This window comes from Bacillus sp. T3 (assembly GCF_033449965.1).
Classification (GTDB): Bacteria; Bacillota; Bacilli; order Bacillales; family Cytobacillaceae; genus Bacillus_BU.
Genome location: NZ_CP137761.1, coordinates 3,253,598 through 3,271,752 on the forward strand (window position 1 = coordinate 3,253,598; position 18,155 = coordinate 3,271,752).

Sequence of the window (18,155 nt, forward strand, 5' to 3'; positions counted from 1 at the left end):
ATTTTCTCCTTAAGTTTTTTTGATAATTGAACAGATCGATCAATCACTTGGTTCATTTTACCAAATAATATAAATATTGGATCCCTTAGGTGTATTAACAAGGATCATTAGCCTTCGGATTGGATTGGACTAATAATCCTGGGTTTATTAATATTCTAATTTAACTCAATACTTTTTTGAACATTTTGTCTATTAAATTGCTCTAACAACAATTACTTTCATTTCCTAATAACACAAGAGCTTTACCTTCTTGATTAACATCAAGCGTTAGCGTTTGTGCATGGGCTTCGATGTTAGGGTCGATCGCCACTTGAATTTCATTAATTAATAATATCTTGTCCATTTCATCTGGCTCATCCAGAGACAGTCCCACTTGTGGCTGTCCTCAGCCAAAGCCTGCAAAATAGACTCGAATGTTTTTCGAATCGTCATTTTGGAACAATTGCTTTAATACGTCACGTGCTTGATCTGTAATCTTCATTTGCCCATCACCTTTCAAAAAATTAACTAACTAATTTTACTTGTTTTTTTTCATCTTGCAAATTAAAAAGACTTATTGTGCGCATACTTACAAATTGGGTTAACTTATTTAGCAGTAATTATCATCATCAAAAGGAGATTTTACTATTATCAGTTTCATTTACGAACCTTTCTAATTGTTCGTATCCTTTAATTTCATTACTCATTAAAGGGACAATTGCACATTTCTCAGCCAAGTCCGTTGTCACCCGATTAATCCAACCCTCTTCTGCCTGTGCTCTTCCATTTAACACAGGATCATTGGTTGCTGTTGCATATAAGCTTTGATTAATGATCCACCATGTCGGAACAATCTCGGCCCGCTTTAAATCAGCCTGTAATCGACTTGCCTCTAGAACAGGAGTAGCTTCAGCTAGCGTAACAATGACAACACTCGTCTCTTCCTGATTCCTTAAACGTGGTAGCAATGCTTTCACACTTTCAGGTATCTCTCCTGTGGAACGCGCTAGTTCCTTATGATAAGACTGGGCCGCATCTAATAGCAGCAGGGTATGTCCAGTTGGTGCCGTATCAATGACGACTATTTCATTTTGTGCCCTTTCCACCACATCTGCAAAAGCACGAAATACTGCAATTTCTTCTGTACATGGTGAGTTTAAATCTTCTTCAATATAAGCAACAGCAGCTTCATCAAGCTCATTGCTTACTTTCGATAAAACTTCCTGCTTGTATTCCGCTACTACTTCTATTGGATTGATTCGACTTATCGTTAATCGATCATTCAACTCACTATTTTGAAAAACAAACTCTAAATGGGCTGCTGGGTCTGTAGTGGTTAAATGGACCTTATGACCCTTCTCCACCAATCCAACAGCAATGGAAGAGGCCATTGTAGTTTTTCCAACCCCACCCTTACCCATTGTAAAAATTACTCTTTTATTATTCTCTGAGAATTCGTCAATTACTTTACTTAACCCTGGTAACGATATCGTTTTGCCTATATCTTCAACTTGTGACACTGGCATTGTGTATTTTTTTAATAAATACCGAAGATGTTTAACACCTGTTAAAGAATAGGATACAAATGGTAACGTATAAATGGCCACTTGCTTTAAATCCCTTGGCAATTGTTTAATTGCTTTTCGTTGGCGCTCATAGAATGATACAGAAATCTTATCTTCAGGTAAATAGGTTTGCATTAAGCCGTTAATAATAAGTGCCTGATTTTTAATCCCTATTTCCTTTAATTCATTAGATGCACGGTTTGCCTCTATTAAAGATGAATCATCAGGTCTTGCAACAAGGATAAGAGTTGTTTTTGTTGAATCAGAAAGTGCTTCCATTGTATCGGAGTAGATTTGTTTCTTTTCGGATAACCCAGATAAAGGTCCTAAGCACGAGGCTCCATGTGTATTTTCCTCTAAAAATCCACTCCAAGCAGTTGGCAGTTGTAGCAGACGGAGTGTATGACCAGGTTGGTGCCGTATCAAAGATGATATGTTCATACGCGTCAACAATCAAAGGATCTGCAAGTAAATTGGTAAATTCATCAAAGGCTGCTATTTCAACGGTGCAAGCACCTGATAACTGTTCCTCTATCGTTGACACAACTGTTTCTGGAAGTTTCCCACGATATGGACCAATAAGTTTGTCTCGATAGGCTCTCGCTGCCTCTTCAGGGTCAAGATTACAGGCGTAAAGATTAGGTACATTTGGAATAAGCATAGGAGAATTCGTTAGACCAACTTCTAAAACATCCTGCAAGTTAGAAGCTGGGTCCGTACTTACAAGTAATACCTTTTTCCCTCATCAGCTAATTTAACAGCCGTTGCACACGCAGCTGAAGTTTTCCCTACTCCGCCTTTTCCGGTAAAGAATAAAAATTTTGTGTTAACGATCATATTCGTATCGAAAGATTGAAACATGACTTCACTTCTTTCTACTTCAATGGATTAAGATCTATTTGAAGATTAGTCTTTGGTTTAACCATCAATTGTTCTACAGACACACTAAACCATTCCGCAAGCTCTTCGTTTGTTGGGTATACTCCAATTTTAACCATTACACCATCTTTTATAATGACTGGAAGTGCATCTGGCCCCTTCTCATGGAGGACTTTATTTACTTCTTTATTTTCCACAAATTTCGCTGGTTCCGAACCGAGATTGTATCGTTTAATGTCAAATCCCTTTTTCTCTAATAAAAAGATAGCATTAGCCACTCTAGTTAGTTCAGGGTCAACACTAGGACCACAAACTCCTGTCGGACAACACATCGCTGGGTCAAAGATTTCGACTTTACTCATGGTACATCCTCCTATATAAGTATTTGCTTATATTAACAACAAAGATTAAGCCAAGAGCATTTTGACTCCTGGCTATTATTTTATTACTCACCCGTTTCAGCAAATCGCTTAATGCGGTCTCCGATTTCATCACGGACACGTTGGAAGAAAGCCCACTTTTCAGTTTCTGTTCCTTCGGCCTTAGCTGGGTCATCAAATCCCCAGTGAACTCTTTTGACATGGGGTGGAGTCATCGGACAATGCTCGTCCGCATGTCCACATAAAGTTACCACTAGACTCGAATGGTTCAGGATTTCTGGATCAATTACATCTGAGGTTTGATTGGAAATATCTATGCTCACTTCATTCATTGCTTTAACAGCGTTTGGATTTAAGCCATGTGCTTCTAGTCCAGCGCTTTTTACGATCCATTCGTCATTCAGATAGTTTTTTGCCCAACCTTCTGCCATCTGGCTTCGGCATGAATTTCCTGTACATAAGAAGTAAATGATTTTTTTGTTTTCCATATGAATATTCCGCCTTTTTATTGTTTAGTTATGCAGTGTTTCAGTAAAATATTTACGTTTAAACCAAAGAGCCACATTGACGAGCGCAATCATGACCGGTACTTCAACTAAAGGACCGATGACGGCAGCAAAGGCTGCTCCAGAATGAATGCCAAATACCCCAACGGCTACCGCAATCGCCAACTCGAAGTTATTACTACCAGCGGTAAAGGCAAGTGTTGTCGTTACCGGATAGTTTGCACCAATTTTTCGCCCCATAAAAAAAGAAACAAAAAACATTACCACGAAGTAGATTAATAGTGGAATGGCTATCCGCACAACATCTAGCGGTAAACTAATAATCTTGTCTCCTTTTAATGAAAACATTACGATAATCGTAAATAGTAAAGCAATTAATGTAATCGGACTAATTTTTGGGATAAATACCTTCTCATACCATTGTCTGCCTTTTGCTTTTACTAAAGTAAACCGAGTAATCATTCCAGCAAAAAATGGTATGCCTAAATAAATGAAGACTGATTTTGCTACTTCGATCATGGTAATGTCTACTACTGCCCCTTTGATTCCAAACCATTCAGGAATGATCGTAACAAACACATACGCATAAACAGAGAAAAATAACATTTGGAATATAGAATTGAAGGCCACCAGTCCTGCAGCGTATTCCGTATCCCCTTTTGCAAGATCATTCCATACTATAACCATTGCAATACAACGTGCCAGCCCAATCATAATGAGACCAACCATATACTCTGGCTTATCTTGAAGAAAAATGATCGCCAATAAAAACATCAGAATTGGTCCGATAATCCAGTTTTGTACTAATGATAAAGTCAAAACTTTGACATCTTTGAAGACACGCCCAATCTCTTCATAGCGAACCTTTGCAAGTGGAGGGTACATCATCAAAATTAACCCAATCGCTAACGGAATGGAAGTCGTTCCTACTTGCAAACTATTAAGACTATCAACGAATCCTGGTACGACAAAACCAATAGCGATACCAATAGCCATAGCTAAAAATATCCAAAGGGTTAAGTATCGATCCAAGAAGCCTAATCGTTTTTTCTGTGAATTACTCATATGTACACTTCCTTTCATGTTTGTTTCATCATTAACAACCACATTTTGCTGTTGGATTGCTTTGGATAATTTGTTTAATCTTTTCATCCTGACAAGGAATATGGATCAAAATCCCCTCTATCAATCCATACAAACCGTTTTGTTTATTAAGTGAATAATAAATCCATTGCCCTCTTCGTTCTTCTTTTACTAATCCTGCATCCTTTAGCTTTCGAAGATGCTGACTAATGGATGGTTGGCTCATTTCAAACACTTCTTGGAACTCACATACACAGCATTCACGTTGCTTTAAGATGGACACCATCGTCAAGCGCGTTTTATCACCTAATAGCTTCAATACAAGAGACACTTGATCAAGTGTTTTTTCCATATCCATCACCTCCAATATAGTTAAATAACTATGTACTTATATGATGTGTAAAAAATAACGAATGATTCGCTTTTCTATTCCGAGATAAGTATATAATTAATTACTTATTTATTACAAGAGTTATATTCCTATTTTAATTGAACCTTTACAATAAAACTCTATGTGCACTGGGACACTTTTTCCATAGTGGATATTGCTCATAGGACTGCTTTACGTGAACTATGACCCTCTTTTCATTGCAAATATTGCACATAGGACCTCTCTGCGTGCACTGTTCTCTTCTTTTCATTGCAAATATTACGCATAGAAGTCGAGTTAACCATTCTTATTAATTGCTAGCATCAATGCCAGGAGCATATCAAAAAGGGCTTGGTATATTACCCAAACCCTTAATTAATTTATTAACCTTATCTGATTAACTTAGGCTGAAGTTTTTCCTTCTTATTCTATACAATCGTTTCCGTTCATTCCTTCAGTCTTGGCTTAGCGGGATCACAGTTTGGTGGGTCAAGCTTTGTAGATTCCGCTAATTTCATTAAATAATAACATTCTTCGCGATACATATGATCGGCCATAAGCGGCGCAAAGGTGCCTAATGCCTGTTTAGTAAGCCTAAGCTCTTCTATCTCCTCTAAAAAAACCTGAAATAGCTTAATTTCTAACTCGCTGTCAAGATTCATTTTGGTTAAAGCAGGAAACTCAGTAAGATTTGATCGTAAATAACCAGCCAGTTCCACAGCCTTAAGATAAAAGGCTTCAAAAGTCTTTTTAAATGTATGACTTTTTTCCTTTAGTTTCATTTCTACTCCATCTAAATTGGAGCTAATCGCTTCTGCATGACCTGCCGCATCTAATAACCAAAGGAGGTGATGATGGAGTTCATGATACACGGGGGAACCTTCCAGCTTTTAGGTGCGATAATATTCTTAAATATTCTTCTAATTCACTTACCATATGATTAATAAAGGTAGGTGGAAGATGAATTTTGGTTTTCCCAATAAGGTGATGTTTTAATAAATCTAATTTAAAACTTCGTAAACGATTAACCTCGGTTTCAGCTGTGATGGCCAATTGCTTTGGATCAGCAGATTTTGCCTGGTTAAGAAGCTGGTCGAATGCTTGAATAAAATTTTGAGCCATTTCTATTTCCACTTTTTGAACGGGAGCAAGTGACTCATATATGAACCGAGAATGATCGCCTAATATTTGAAGCCAAAAACGATGCTCAAATCTTGCCTTTCGCTCAAAAACAGCATTCATGCTTTCCCCTCCTGAAAAAATCCCCATACTGTTTTAATGTTTATTCCGCACAATTGCTTCTTATGAGTCTCCATTAAATCAAATAAAAAACGCTGTTGACTCTGATTTCAACAGCGTTAATTATTGCTTTATAGCTACCCGTTTAAGTATGCGGACATGGAGTTCGTTATTTTAAGAAAAATAGGTATTTAGAAGGTGGATGCGGACATCAGGTACGCTATTTACTAAAAAGGGAAGTCAAATAGCTTTATTTTTGGCTAATAAAGGAACCTATGTCCGTTAGTCCTCTTTTAATATCCTTTTTTCTAAAAATAACGGAACGTATGTCCGCTAATAAAGGGCTCAGCTTTTTTTCAATTATCCAGCATCGTTAGTCTATTATACTTAGAAATGATTACTCATCTATACCCTCTTCACCATAAGACTCAAATGTTTTCTCTCTACACTCCCAGCATTCGCTCCTGTTTCTCTCCATTTTGCATAGCTCGTTTCCACAGGAAATACACTTATCCATAAATCAATTCCCCCTTCCTTATTAAGAGTTTATTGATTTTCTGGATAAATATGTTTATTTAATATCAACCTGTTCTTACACTTAGTTGCCAAGCTTTATTTCATCCGTTATTAAAAATATAATAATGACACCGTTTCTTTTGCTTCCAAGTCTTCAATCATCGTATACCAAGACTCTGGTTTATTCGCTAAAACCGTATAATAGCGTTTCAAGAATTTCACAATTAAGTCAGTGTGTAATTCATTGATATCACCATCCATTGGCAGGAAACAAAGGTCAAGGCCAGTAACTGCTTCACCATCGTTATTCCATGAAGGATGAACATATTGGAAATCTAGACGTTTATAGCCAAGATGTGCCAGTACTTCACGACGTACATATGGATCCATTGGCTTAACACCGCCAAACTCATAGTGATCTACACGATATGGATCATAGATTTCGGCAAACATACCTGATAATGTCTGATTATTAGCTGATGCTAAAGCATGCAAATCTTCTAACCTTTTCTTTGCTAAAAATGGACCAATACCCAAGCTAGCTTGACCAATGATAGTAAAATCAGTCATCGCAACATTAAAATCCTCATAATACCGGTATTCGGTAGCCCCTACTACATTTCCTTCATGAACAGCAACAAAAACACGAATTCCCGGATCCTCCAATGGTTCTTTCCAAAGATCAAATTCTAATACTTCTTCTTTTGGAAATACATCCTGCATTAATTGATGCATTTGTTTAAATAAAGGATCGTTGATATTCGTAATTCTACTATATTCCATTAGCTTATCTCCCTTCCCTATTTTGTTTCCCAATCTGTGTATAAATCTGTTCGTCGGTCACGCCAAGTAGTAACAGACCCCTTTTCACGAACTTGATATAACAATTGTAAATTTAGATCTGCTGTAACAATCATATCTTGATTAATTTCCCCTTCAACTAGAATACCTTGTGGAGGGAATGGTATGTCATTAGGGGTGATGACAGCTGCCTGCCCAAAATTTGCACGCATGAAATCAACCGTTGGCAACGAACCGATCGTACCAGTAGTGACAACATAGACTTGATTTTCAATGGCCCTTGCATGACTTGTATAACGAACTCGATGAAAACCGTGACGATCATCGGTACAAGATGGACAGAAGATTACATCTGCCCCTTTCGCCTTTGCCATCCGAACGATTTCCGGGAATTCGATGTCATAACATGTTAACATCGCAACTGTTCCTTTTTCCGTCTCAAAAACCTCTAAGTAATCGCCTGCACTCATATTCCATTCTGTCACTTCAGTTGGCGTAATATGAAGTTTTGCTTGTTCGGCAACCCTTCCATCAGGATAGAACATATGTGCAACATTATATAGACGATCACTTTTCTGAATCACGTGAGTTCCACCGATAATGTGCATTTTATATTGTTTGGCCAAATTGATAAATAAAGATCGATATTGTTCGGTATAGTTGGGTAAATCCTGTATCGTCAAGGCTTCCCCTTTATCATTGCCAATTGACATAAGCTGTGTAGTAAAAAATTCAGGGAAAATGATAAAATCCGATCCAAATTCTTCTGCTGTTTTAATATAATGCTCCACTTGATTGGCAAATTCATCAAAAGAATGAATCGTATGGAGATGATACTGAACGGCTGAAACTCTTAATTGCATAATATCCCCACTTTCTAAATAAATAAAATATTTAATCCTATTATTAGCTAAGAAAAAAAAACAAGCAAGTACGCACTTTTTCATTACATAGTATAAAAAACGATACTGTTAAAAATTAGTAATCATAACTTCAATTTGTTATTATTAAATAATGATTTTCTACTTTTTTAGGAGTGATAAAATGGGTTCTCTAAATGGAAAAACTGCGCTTATTACTGGAGCAGGTAGAGGAATAGGACGAGCTACAGCTATCGCATTAGCGAAAGAAGGTGTTCATCTAGGATTGATTGGCTTGAATATGTCTAATCTTGAAAAGGTAGCGGCTGAACTAGCACAATATGATGTGCAAGTTTCCGCGGCATCAGCAGATGTTACGGATCTTGAATCTGTTACTCATGCAGTTGAACATATCAAATCTGACCTAGGACAGATTGATATTCTGATCAACAATGCAGGAATTGCTAAATTTGGTGGTTTTCTTGATTTAACTCCTGAAGAATGGGAGAAAATCATCCAAGTAAACTTGATGGGTGTTTATAATGTAACAAGAGCAGTATTACCTGACATGATTGAAAGAAAATCAGGTGATATTATCAATATTGCATCATCAGCTGGTCAAAAAGGGGCTCCAATCACGAGTGCTTACAGTGCATCAAAATTTGCCGTTTTAGGTCTAACAGAATCACTTATGCTTGAAGTAAGAAAGCACAATATCCGTGTAACGGCCTTAACACCAAGTACGGTCGTTACTGATTTGGCCATTGATACCAATCTAGTTAGTGGCAATGAAGAAAACATTATGCAAGCAGAAGACCTTGCTGAATTAATCGTAGCCAGTTTAAAACTTAATCCAAGAGTTTTCGTTAAAACAGCAGGACTATGGTCAACAAATCCTTAAAAAAAAAGCAGATCGCACTCGATCTGCTTTTTCTTCCTCTTAAGTGAACAACTATTCAACTATTAATTTCCCTTCCATTAGATCATGACCATGACCACACATTATTGAACAGTAATAGGCAAACTCTCCTGCTTCTGCTGCCATAAATTCAACCGTGTCTCCGTCTTTAGCATCCACATTGTACTTATCAAGAGCTAAACCATGTCCACCTTCTGTGTTTACAAAATGGATTTTTACTGTGTCACCAACCTTTGCTTTAATTTCTTTCACGTCAAACTCAAAGTTTTTTGCATTAATCGTCACTTCTACCACATTACCAGTTGGAGTTACTTCCTTTGTATCGGGTTCTTTACTATCGACTGGTGCTGGCGCAGCTGCGGGTTGTTCATTGTTACCATCATTTTTTGATGTTTGGTCTGTTTTTTCATTGGAGCTACATGCTGCTAAGGTAAATACCATTAATAGTGTTAGAAGTAAACCCATTATTTTCTTTCGCATTTTATTTCCTCCTAATTTTTTTATTTCACTCTTTTATGATTTATATTTTGATAGACATCGGAAATATGATAAAAGAATAATATTTTCGGACAAACCATGTACATTCATATTTTTTTGGGACGAACAGTACTATTATCCCATTTTGCATCATAAATAAATTTCAAAAGGGGGAATTAATAAAATGAGAAAACGCTTACATTTTTTTACAGCAATTTTGGCTGCTTCGCTCCTAGCGACTGGTTGTTCATCAACAGAAACTGAAAAAGACCCTGTCAAAAAAAAGGAAACAACTAACAGTAACTGGGAAACCTTTGGTTTTGACTATGGTTTGGGCCGTCATGTACCATTTTCAGAGTTTACGAAAGATAACGTGAAGGATTTAGGCATTGTTTGGAATAAAAATTTTAAAGAATTAAATAAAGATATCCCAAGTGGAAACCAAAGTTATCCAATTGTTATTGATGGTGTGGCCTATGTAACAACAAGCTCAAACTACGTCTTTGCGTTTGATGCAGTTAAGGGCGATGTCATCTGGCAATGGCAGCCTGACCAAGAAACTTTAGATCACATTAAAAAGATGCAAATGCCGAGTTCAAACCGGGGTGTAGCTGTTGGAGAAGGAAAAGTATTTATGTTAATCGCAGATAACCAAATCGTTGCCATCGATCAAAAAACAGGAAAAACGGTTAAGCAAGTGAAACTTAGTGAATTCTATCCTGAAGTAACTGCTGAAAACGGTTACTATGAAACTACTGCTCCTGTGTACTATGATGGTAAAATCTTTGTTGGTTCTTCTGGTGGTGACAACGGGATCCGTGGATTTGAAGCAGCCTTTAACGCGAGCGACCTAACTCCTGCATGGGATGAGCCTTTCTATACAGTTCCACCGAAGGGACAAGACTGGCTGGCTGAAGGAATATTTGGAGGAGGCGGTGCGGTTTGGATGCCACCTAGTATCGATACCGAAACTGGGATCATGTATATCAGTACAGGCAATCCAGCTCCGGACTATTATGGAGAAACGCGCCCTGGCGACAACCCGCACACTGACTCTGTTGTAGCACTTGATTCAAAAACAGGGAAAATGATTTGGGCACAACAGCAAGTTTCGCATGACCTGTGGGATTATGATACAGCAGATTCTCCAACGATTGTAAAAGCAAAAGTGAATGGAAAAGAACAAAAAATCGTCATGGTTGGGACAAAAGGTGGAGAATGGTTTGCTTATGATCCGAAAACGGGTACTCCTATTTACAAAAATGTAGCATTTAGTAAAATCGATCACCCGAATCCAACCCCAGAAGGCGTGTTAACTTACCCTGGTGTTCTCGGTGGACAGAACTACGCACCTGATACATTCGACCCAGCTTCCAACTTAACGCTCATTCCGGGAATTGAACAACCGTATATTACAAAAACGGCTAAAAACGAAGCAGAAGCAGCTGATATGAAAGATAAATTCTATGGAATTTGGGCAATGGGTACTTCTTTTGCTGTCGCAGCAGATACGGAAGCATACGGCACCATTACCGCAATTGACGTAAATGATGGAAAGATCAAATACCAAATCAAAACGAACGATCCAATGCGTGGTGGTTTGACCAGTACAAAAGCAGGTCTTTCTTTCTATGGTGAATTAGATGGAAAAGTTAAAGCAATTGAGACCGCTACTGGTAAAGAACTATGGTCGTTCCAAACTTCAGGTGATACCATTTCGGCTGCACCAACCATTTTTGAGCATAACAATAAAACGTATTTGATGATCACGTCTGCCGGTAATCAGCCACAAATTCATGTGTTTGCTTTAGGTGGAGATAAGACTCAAGCTGAAACGACAAAGAAATAATAAGAATAATAAAGCGGATGAAAATCCGCTTTATTTATTAAACAGAGGAGAGACTATGAAAAAACTACTATATACACTTTTAGTCGGATTAACCATATCAAGTTTAGCCGCATGCAGTGGAACTACCTCAGAAAAACCTGAATTTAGATTAGAAAAATCTGAAGCCACCGTTACTCCTTGGAAATTCGATGACTCCCATTCAGAAACGTTTAAGGCAAAGCTCACGCTCGACGGAAAACCAGTTGTTGGTGCCGAGGTCGAAACTTCCCTTCATGTAACAAAAAAAACAGACAAAAATGGTGAAGTGTCGTTTATCTTGAATAAGGATAAAGTTCAAAAGAAAACGATCACTGTCGTAAATGCGGACGATGCCAAAATAGACGGTGAAAAAATAGACAAAAAAACAAGAGAGTTAATAGTTGGATTGAAGGACGAACTGGTTATTCAGTTTCCCATCATAATTAACAAAGTAAGTGAGAATAAACAAAACACATCACTAGTGGATGTTCATGGTCAGGCTCAATTAGGGAAGGAACAGAAATTCCCGAGCTTTGTTCCATCAAAATACAAAATCGCTGGCACCATTAAAGATGCAGACGGAAATCCAGTCGAAGGGGCAACAGTCAATATGCGCCGCGACGGAGTTGAAGGGTTTACAATGAGCAATCCTAGTAATAAAAACGGAGAATATTCAATGTACTATCTCCCAGAAGATGAAGAAGATCATTACATGGTCGTAATATTAAACAATACCATTTACACTTTGCCCGAAAATAAAGTATTCGTTTTTCCTGATGATATTGGAATTAATATCGATATCACACTTCCAAAAGAAGGTACTGTCATTACGGACAAACCACCAACGTTAGTGGTCACATCAGCTCCTGGTGCTTATTATAAAGGAACCTTAATTGGTGTTAATGTTCCGAAGAATACTAACTATACTATATCCATTCCAAACCCCGATGGCTCCTTTGTACTAACGCTACCAAAAACAGAGTGGGAAAAGAATCCGACTTTCTTCGAAACCATATATGAAGGATTTTTAGAAGAAGAAAAGAAATCAGGCGATACGATTGATTCATCCTTTATACCAAAAGCAAAGGAAAAAGAACCACATCAAATTAAGCCGAGCCAAAAATAAATGTATATATCTTAATCAACTGCAGATACTATCATCAGGACTTGTAGCTCAACGCCTAGAGCAACTAGCAGTTACAAACGTTAACTGTTATGTATGTTGTGGGTTGGACTCCCACCAAGTCCCATATCCTTTTAAAGCAAGAAAGCAGGGATGTCCCAAAGACACCCTGCTTTCTTGTTTATTTGCCCCTGCCAAGGAAATTTATTATAACATATTATCTTACGATTATATATTCATAACTAAACAGCAGTTAAGTCCCGTTATGTTAAAACCTTAATGGGAAAATTCATTAACGGATTGTCCAGTATGGTGTTGAATCATTCCGTCCTCTACATATACGATTCTTTGCGCTTTTGCAGCAATACTTTCATCATGAGTAATGATCACAATTGTTTTTCCTTCACGATTAAGCTGATGAATAAAATCAAGAACTTCCCTGCCTGTCTTTTGGTCAAGGGCACCGGTTGGCTCATCTGCAAGAATCAAAGGGCACTCACCAACCAACGCACGCGCGATGGCAACCCGCTGTTGCTGACCTCCCGACAGCTGGTTGGGACGATGGTGAATTCGATCACCAAGCCCCACTCTTTCTAAGGTTTCTGTAGCTTTCTGTTTGGCCACTTTATAGCTTTCGCCTCGTAGAAGTAATGGTAGGGCTACATTATAAAGGGCTGTGTATTTAGAAATGAGGTTAAATTTTTGAAAGACAAACCCAATTTTTTCATTTCTGATTTTTGCATAGTTTTTTTCAGAATGCTCTTTAATATTAACTCCATCTAGCAAAAACTCTCCAGGTATCAACCGTATCGATTAGTCCTATCAAGTTCATCAATGTTGTTTTCCCGGAACCTGAAGGACCTAGTATGGCAACAAATTCTCCTTGATCAACGGTTAGTGATACTCCTTTTAATACATCCACCTTATTCTCATCTTTGCCATATGACTTACAGATGTCGGTCATCTTAATTACCGGCTTTACCACCATCTCCACCTGGACCACCCATTCCACCACCTGTTCTCTGCTTTCTAATCGATACTTTCTCGATTGTTTTTCCATCTTCCTGATAATAGATTGATAACGTACTTCCAGAGACTAATTCATTGATACTGATTTCTGTTTCTTCCATTCCATTATCGCCTCTGGTCATAGACACAATTGGCGTCCCAACTGGAATCACGATTGTTTTCTCTTCACCAGTATAATTTTTTTCTCTCATTCCACCACCACCTGGTGCTCCGCTTCCTGCTGTACCTGTGTCGGCACTTGATGCTGTACCTGTGTCTGCATTTCCAGCTGCCTTATCAGTACCCTCAGGTCGAGCGGTGCCCTTTTCGCCGTTTTGGGTAGGCATTTTAGGTTTTTCTAACAGCTTCAAGGTAACTTCATTTCCAATAACCTCAGATACTTCACCGTAAACATCGGCTTCTTCAAAATTAGCTGCAGTCGTGCTTCCCGCTTTAGAAGTAGTCTCCTCCGCTGTCGTTTGTTCTTCTGAGCTTGCAGCATTTGAACAACCTACTATTGCAAATATCATTAAAGTCGATGCCATTCCAGTTAATAAACGTTTGATTTTCAATGTTGCCACTCCTATCAATCATAATTTAATGCTTCAATCGGTTTTAACTTAGATGCTTTTGCAGCAGGATAATATCCGAAGAATATCCCAGTTATCACAGAAAATCCTAAACCAAGCACAATTCCTTCCACCGAAGCTAAATAATTTATATCCGTAAAGGACAGTACCCATGGAGCGAACACACTTAGTAATACTCCAAGCAAACCACCGCAAAGGCTGATAAATATTGCTTCAAATAAGAATTCTAGCAGGATAACATTCCTTGCTGCGCCAATACTTTTGAGAATACCAATTTCTCGAGTTCGTTCTTTTACAGCCACCATCAGCACATTCATTATTCCAATTCCACTAACAATCATAACAATAGCGGCAACTGCTATTAATAAGGCAGACATCGTATTGGATGTCTCTTGTGCTGAAGCTAATGTACTTCCCGCATCTACGACCGAATAGGATTCAGAATCCCCTGTGATTTCTCCGATGTACTGTTTAATTTCTTCAATGGCAGGCTGGACGCTGTTAATATCGTTAGCTTGGGCGATAATGGTTACCTGTCCCATTCCACCGCCTCCGCCTCTTGTTCCACCCGTACCGGTCGTATACTTTAGTGCCACATCATAAGGGATAAACGCCATGTCATCTGCTGTTGTAGAACTTGACATATTACTAGGTCCACTACTAATTCCGCCGGACCCACCAATACGCTCTAAAACACCTGTTACGGTGTAGGGTGAACCTTTTACCATGATTTTTGTCCCAACAGCAGCATTAATATCACCATCGAACAAAAGATCCGCTAAATTGTAACCAAGTACCACCACTTTGTTTCTAATTGCCCCGTCTTCATCAGTAAATAGATCGCCGCTTATTGGAGTCAGATGGGTAATATCCGCATAAGCTTCGTTAATTCCTTGAATCATGACTGTCGAAGTTGTTAACCCATTAGCAATTTCTGATGAAGTTCCAGGTACTAACCCCCACACTCTTAACATTGTTAAGCACTTCAGACATTTGAAGAGCATCTTGTTTAGTCAAAGACTTCGTTGAGGTAGTGCCCATACCCTTGCCGGGACCACGGGCCTTTGTTATCGTTATACTTTCAACAGATAGCCGCTTATACTGATCTTCAACTGCTTTTTCACTGGCTTTTCCGATACCGACAACCATAATGATCGTAAAGGTACCTATAATAATTCCGAGCGATGTCAGGATTACTCTAAATTTATTAGTAGAGACGCTGAGCATAACGGAACGTAACAGCTCAACTAATTTCATTGTTGAACACCGCCTATGACAACGGTCTCTCCTTGCTTAAGACCTTCAACCACTTCCGTTTGGATTCCGTTCGTTAAGCCGCCGGTAATAGCTGTTTTTTTGGTTTTTCCATCCGATTGCTTAACATTGACATATTGCTTTCCATCTTCAACAAAAATGGCTTTGTTTGGTACAAGGAGAACATCTGTCTTTTCCTTTTTTAAAAATGTTATAAATGCGGTCATTCCATCTTTAATAATAGGATTTGCTTCTGCCAATTTCCCAGGTAACCTGATAAGTAACGACACCAGAGCTGTCGATTGTTGGAATATCACTCACAGACACCACATCCCCCGCAACATTTTCTAAAGATACGGAGTCAATTGCTACTCTCATTTGTTGACCTGTTGCGATCCCTGTAATATCAGTCTCTGTAGCAGTTGCTGTTACATAGATGACCGACGGATCGACGATCGTCATAAAGGCGCTGCTTGATGAAGATGAGTTATTATTTGTAGCGGTTTGAGTCCCTGTTACAACTTCGCCCACTTTATAGTTAATGTTCATAATCGCACCATCAATAGGGGCTTTAAGATAAATCTTGTTTAAATTATTTTTTGCTTCCTGGAGGTCGTTTTTCGCTTCTTCTAAGCTTAATTTTGCATTCTGAATCGATGAGTTACTGTTTACTAAAGTTTGATATTTTTTTAATTCAAGTTCATATGCAGCCTTTAGAGACGCATCATCTGTTTTCGTATCCCATTTCGCTTTCGCTTCATCTACTTTTATTTTTGAATCCATTTTATCAATTTCACGTTGATTAACGGCGTCAGTATAATTTGCTTCAGCCTTACCTAAAGCATTGGTTGCTTGTGTGACAGCAAGCTGTAGATCCGTATCATCAAGCTCAGCTAGAATGTCACCTGCTTTTACAGTTTGTCCGACCTGAACATTCACCTTACTAACTGTGCCGGATACTTCAAAATCCAAATTAGTTATCGACCGGCTGATTCTTCCATCGGCAGCAAGGCCTATTTCCAAATTTCCTTTTGTAACTTTTTGCTCAGTAGTTTTTACAGGTGTAGCTTCGGTCTCTTCTGAACAACCTGCCAAAAATGACATCCCTAAAGAGAAAGAAAGAATAATTGCGATTGCTTGTTTTTTCAAAATGTCTCAACCCTTTCTTAGTAGCACTTTACTAGTTTACTGGCTTAATTTTAGAAATGGTTTGTGATGGCTATGTGAAGAATCCTTTAATAAACTATTAAAGATATATAGCCAAAGTATGATGACTGAGGTAAACAACAACCTTTGATAAATCTATTGCTCACTTTCGGGTTTAGGAAAAGATAGAATTTAACGTTTCAATCACTAAGTAATTTCGTTATAATGATGAATTAAAGGGGGTGCTTACAGATGGAGAATCACGTTAGATTGTCTGGTACTTCTTCCACTCATGCAAAGCCTATTATTGGAAAGGCGATACTTTGCATGGGGCGAAACAGTTAATTTAATCGCTGCATTGCTTTTCTAATTTTTTTGGCTTTGCACCTTATTTTCAAAATTAAAATAAGGAGCGGGCAAAAATGAAGTATATTAATGCAACCAAGGTTTTACCCGAAAAGCTAATTATAGAAATTCAAAAGTATGTCCAAGGAGAGACCCTTTACATTCCTAAACAGGAAACGGAGTACCAGAAATGGGGAATTTCCAGTGGCGGAAGACGACTGCTCGATCGACGTAATGCTGCAATTCGAGATTCTTTTAGTTGTGGAAGCAGTATCCAGCAACTGGCTAAGGAATACTACCTCTCAATCGAAACCATTAAGAAGATTGTTTATTCACATAAGAAATGAATAAAAAGCATTGATGAAAATTCTTTCTTTCATCAGTGCTTTTTTTATTTTAGAGTTAAGAGCGATAACACATAATGGTTTTATGTAAAAAATGCTTCTAAACTATTTTCTCCATTTTAGAAATCTGCTTTATTTTATAAAATAAGTGATGAGGGCTTAAGCAATATGATAGGAGAAATATGATGAACAAAAAATTTATTAAAAATGAACAATTAAATTTCATAAACAAACAGATAGCTTTAATTAAGGACAGTACTAAAAAGAATTTACCCCCAACCGTTTTGGCAGCGGTCATCGAATTAGCTAGTGCAAAAATCTTGGATCTTTTTCCAAATGCAAACATGGAACAACAGCAAATGCTCGATCTATCCAAACTAAAATCAGATGAGGAATATGACCAATATATCAAGCGTCTTTCACTCTTTTTGTTGCCTTTTCCAAAAATCACTGAGCAACAGCTAAAAAAAATGTATCCGAAGAATAAAAAGTTAAAGCTACCTGATTTATCCAAAATAGATCATAACCTGCTAACCTATTTAAGCTGGAATGATTTAGGATCCAAAAAAAAATTTGTCCTATATGAACTTGATGGTAAATTGGTCGGCATCGAATGTAAAATGACACCAAATAGTAAAAAAAATCTTTGTTCCTTCTGCAAATGCTTTGGCGAGGTAGGCTATATATCCACCATAACAAAGGCAAAAAAATCCAAAAATCCTGATTACTACAAGGCCATCGGGAATCTTATTTGCACAGATAGTTCCGAATGTAATAAAAACATAACCAATGTCGACTATTTAACAACCTTTATTCAAGAGTCATTAGGAATTTAGGTACTTCATACAGTGTAAGAAATTCAATGTAATCCTAACTGAAAAAAACAGAGCTATTCTATTATGAT

20 protein-coding genes and 3 pseudogenes are annotated in these 18,155 nt (G+C 37.9%); 6 read left to right on the top strand and 17 right to left on the bottom strand.

Annotated features, from left to right (window positions below; all coding sequences use genetic code 11):
• Positions 1-202: 202 nt before the first annotated feature.
• The 9 genes and pseudogenes from RGF10_RS16705 to RGF10_RS16745 form a co-directional block, all read right to left on the bottom strand.
• On the bottom strand, positions 203-373 hold the full coding sequence (locus RGF10_RS16705; RefSeq protein ID WP_318503901.1) for a hypothetical protein: 171 nt from the start codon (positions 371-373) through the stop codon (positions 203-205).
• A gap of 235 nt (positions 374-608) precedes the next feature.
• Positions 609-2,405, bottom strand: a pseudogene (arsA, locus tag RGF10_RS16710) (arsenical pump-driving ATPase).
• A gap of 14 nt (positions 2,406-2,419) precedes the next feature.
• Positions 2,420-2,785, bottom strand: a complete 366-nt coding sequence (gene arsD / locus RGF10_RS16715) for an arsenite efflux transporter metallochaperone ArsD (RefSeq protein ID WP_318503903.1) — start codon at positions 2,783-2,785, stop codon at positions 2,420-2,422.
• 83 nt (positions 2,786-2,868) lie between these two features.
• Positions 2,869-3,291 carry an arsenate reductase (thioredoxin) gene (gene arsC / locus RGF10_RS16720; protein ID WP_318503905.1) on the bottom strand — a complete coding sequence of 141 codons (423 nt, stop codon included), beginning with the start codon at positions 3,289-3,291 and terminating at the stop codon, positions 2,869-2,871.
• A 24-nt stretch (positions 3,292-3,315) separates the two neighbouring features.
• Positions 3,316-4,374, bottom strand: coding sequence for an ACR3 family arsenite efflux transporter (arsB, locus tag RGF10_RS16725; protein WP_318503907.1), 1,059 nt, complete (start codon positions 4,372-4,374; stop codon positions 3,316-3,318).
• A gap of 31 nt (positions 4,375-4,405) precedes the next feature.
• Positions 4,406-4,744 (bottom strand): ArsR/SmtB family transcription factor, encoded by a 339-nt coding sequence (locus RGF10_RS16730; RefSeq protein ID WP_318503909.1) that lies wholly within the window; start codon positions 4,742-4,744, stop codon positions 4,406-4,408.
• Positions 4,745-5,208: 464 nt separating this feature from the next.
• Positions 5,209-6,004 (bottom strand): annotated as a pseudogene (locus RGF10_RS16735) (DUF2935 domain-containing protein).
• Between the two features lie 624 nt (positions 6,005-6,628).
• A complete protein-coding gene (locus tag RGF10_RS16740; protein WP_318503911.1) occupies positions 6,629-7,300 on the bottom strand; it encodes a GNAT family N-acetyltransferase in 672 nt (223 codons plus the stop codon).
• 17 nt (positions 7,301-7,317) lie between these two features.
• Complete coding sequence (locus RGF10_RS16745; RefSeq protein ID WP_318503913.1) at positions 7,318-8,181, bottom strand: carbon-nitrogen hydrolase family protein; 864 nt, start codon at positions 8,179-8,181, stop codon at positions 7,318-7,320.
• Positions 8,182-8,362: 181 nt separating this feature from the next.
• On the opposite strand from RGF10_RS16745, the gene RGF10_RS16750 reads away from it, so the two are divergent.
• The gene (locus RGF10_RS16750; RefSeq protein ID WP_318503915.1) at positions 8,363-9,079 is read left to right on the top strand and encodes a 3-ketoacyl-ACP reductase; all 717 of its coding nucleotides are present in this window, start codon (positions 8,363-8,365) and stop codon (positions 9,077-9,079) included.
• Positions 9,080-9,130: 51 nt separating this feature from the next.
• On the opposite strand, the gene RGF10_RS16755 is transcribed toward RGF10_RS16750, so the two are convergent.
• Entirely contained in the window at positions 9,131-9,577 is a 447-nt protein-coding gene (locus tag RGF10_RS16755) for a cytochrome C oxidase subunit II (protein WP_318503917.1), read from the bottom strand.
• Between the two features lie 181 nt (positions 9,578-9,758).
• Here RGF10_RS16755 and RGF10_RS16760 point away from each other — a divergent pair, with 181 nt between their 5' ends.
• The 3 genes and pseudogenes from RGF10_RS16760 to RGF10_RS16770 all read left to right on the top strand — a co-directional run bounded on the left by RGF10_RS16760 (position 9,759) and on the right by RGF10_RS16770 (position 12,690).
• The gene (locus RGF10_RS16760) at positions 9,759-11,423 is read left to right on the top strand and encodes a pyrroloquinoline quinone-dependent dehydrogenase (RefSeq protein WP_318503919.1); all 1,665 of its coding nucleotides are present in this window, start codon (positions 9,759-9,761) and stop codon (positions 11,421-11,423) included.
• A gap of 55 nt (positions 11,424-11,478) precedes the next feature.
• Positions 11,479-12,567, top strand: a complete 1,089-nt coding sequence (locus RGF10_RS16765) for a carboxypeptidase-like regulatory domain-containing protein (RefSeq protein ID WP_318503921.1) — start codon at positions 11,479-11,481, stop codon at positions 12,565-12,567.
• Positions 12,568-12,604: 37 nt separating this feature from the next.
• Positions 12,605-12,690: pseudogene (locus RGF10_RS16770) on the top strand.
• Positions 12,691-12,840: 150 nt separating this feature from the next.
• Here the strand turns inward: RGF10_RS16770 and RGF10_RS16775 are convergent.
• Genes RGF10_RS16775 through RGF10_RS16805 form a run of 7 tightly spaced genes read right to left on the bottom strand, consistent with a single transcriptional unit; the run spans position 12,841 to position 16,565 of the window.
• Positions 12,841-13,350, bottom strand: coding sequence for an ABC transporter ATP-binding protein (locus RGF10_RS16775; protein WP_318503923.1), 510 nt, complete (start codon positions 13,348-13,350; stop codon positions 12,841-12,843).
• Positions 13,334-13,567 (bottom strand): ATP-binding cassette domain-containing protein, encoded by a 234-nt coding sequence (locus RGF10_RS16780; protein ID WP_318503925.1) that lies wholly within the window; start codon positions 13,565-13,567, stop codon positions 13,334-13,336. Before RGF10_RS16780 ends, RGF10_RS16775 begins: the two co-directional genes overlap by 17 nt.
• The gene (locus RGF10_RS16785) at positions 13,530-14,144 is read right to left on the bottom strand and encodes a hypothetical protein (RefSeq protein ID WP_318503927.1); all 615 of its coding nucleotides are present in this window, start codon (positions 14,142-14,144) and stop codon (positions 13,530-13,532) included. Before RGF10_RS16785 ends, RGF10_RS16780 begins: the two co-directional genes overlap by 38 nt.
• Positions 14,145-14,158: 14 nt before the next feature.
• A complete protein-coding gene (locus RGF10_RS16790) occupies positions 14,159-15,136 on the bottom strand; it encodes an ABC transporter permease (protein ID WP_318503929.1) in 978 nt (325 codons plus the stop codon).
• A complete protein-coding gene (locus RGF10_RS16795; RefSeq protein ID WP_318503931.1) occupies positions 15,087-15,419 on the bottom strand; it encodes an ABC transporter permease in 333 nt (110 codons plus the stop codon). Before RGF10_RS16795 ends, RGF10_RS16790 begins: the two co-directional genes overlap by 50 nt.
• Positions 15,416-15,676 (bottom strand): permuted SH3 domain-containing protein, encoded by a 261-nt coding sequence (locus RGF10_RS16800; protein ID WP_318503933.1) that lies wholly within the window; start codon positions 15,674-15,676, stop codon positions 15,416-15,418. The genes RGF10_RS16795 and RGF10_RS16800 overlap by 4 nt, the downstream gene beginning before the upstream one ends.
• Complete coding sequence (locus RGF10_RS16805; RefSeq protein WP_318503935.1) at positions 15,651-16,565, bottom strand: HlyD family secretion protein; 915 nt, start codon at positions 16,563-16,565, stop codon at positions 15,651-15,653. Before RGF10_RS16805 ends, RGF10_RS16800 begins: the two co-directional genes overlap by 26 nt.
• A 419-nt stretch (positions 16,566-16,984) precedes the next feature.
• Here RGF10_RS16805 and RGF10_RS16810 point away from each other — a divergent pair, with 419 nt between their 5' ends.
• Positions 16,985-17,254 (top strand): CD3324 family protein, encoded by a 270-nt coding sequence (locus tag RGF10_RS16810; protein ID WP_318503937.1) that lies wholly within the window; start codon positions 16,985-16,987, stop codon positions 17,252-17,254.
• A gap of 179 nt (positions 17,255-17,433) precedes the next feature.
• Entirely contained in the window at positions 17,434-18,087 is a 654-nt protein-coding gene (locus RGF10_RS16815; protein ID WP_318503938.1) for a FusB/FusC family EF-G-binding protein, read from the top strand.
• Positions 18,088-18,155 lie beyond the last annotated feature (68 nt).

Bases quoted from the DNA above. Each gene is read 5' to 3' on its own strand.
- RGF10_RS16765 (WP_318503921.1), top strand. From the start codon at position 11,479: ATGAAAAAACTACTATATACACTTTTAGTCGGATTAACCATATCAAGT.
- RGF10_RS16730 (WP_318503909.1), bottom strand. From the start codon at position 4,744: ATGGAAAAAACACTTGATCAAGTGTCTCTTGTATTGAAGCTATTAGGT.
- RGF10_RS16745 (WP_318503913.1), bottom strand. From the start codon at position 8,181: ATGCAATTAAGAGTTTCAGCCGTTCAGTATCATCTCCATACGATTCAT.
- RGF10_RS16810 (WP_318503937.1), top strand. From the start codon at position 16,985: ATGAAGTATATTAATGCAACCAAGGTTTTACCCGAAAAGCTAATTATA.
- RGF10_RS16740 (WP_318503911.1), bottom strand. From the start codon at position 7,300: ATGGAATATAGTAGAATTACGAATATCAACGATCCTTTATTTAAACAA.
- RGF10_RS16815 (WP_318503938.1), top strand. From the start codon at position 17,434: ATGATGAACAAAAAATTTATTAAAAATGAACAATTAAATTTCATAAAC.
- RGF10_RS16750 (WP_318503915.1), top strand. From the start codon at position 8,363: ATGGGTTCTCTAAATGGAAAAACTGCGCTTATTACTGGAGCAGGTAGA.
- arsD (WP_318503903.1), bottom strand. From the start codon at position 2,785: ATGAGTAAAGTCGAAATCTTTGACCCAGCGATGTGTTGTCCGACAGGA.
- arsC (WP_318503905.1), bottom strand. From the start codon at position 3,291: ATGGAAAACAAAAAAATCATTTACTTCTTATGTACAGGAAATTCATGC.
- RGF10_RS16795 (WP_318503931.1), bottom strand. From the start codon at position 15,419: ATGAAATTAGTTGAGCTGTTACGTTCCGTTATGCTCAGCGTCTCTACT.
- RGF10_RS16790 (WP_318503929.1), bottom strand. From the start codon at position 15,136: ATGTTAAGAGTGTGGGGGTTAGTACCTGGAACTTCATCAGAAATTGCT.
- RGF10_RS16755 (WP_318503917.1), bottom strand. From the start codon at position 9,577: ATGCGAAAGAAAATAATGGGTTTACTTCTAACACTATTAATGGTATTT.
- arsB (WP_318503907.1), bottom strand. From the start codon at position 4,374: ATGAGTAATTCACAGAAAAAACGATTAGGCTTCTTGGATCGATACTTA.
- RGF10_RS16760 (WP_318503919.1), top strand. From the start codon at position 9,759: ATGAGAAAACGCTTACATTTTTTTACAGCAATTTTGGCTGCTTCGCTC.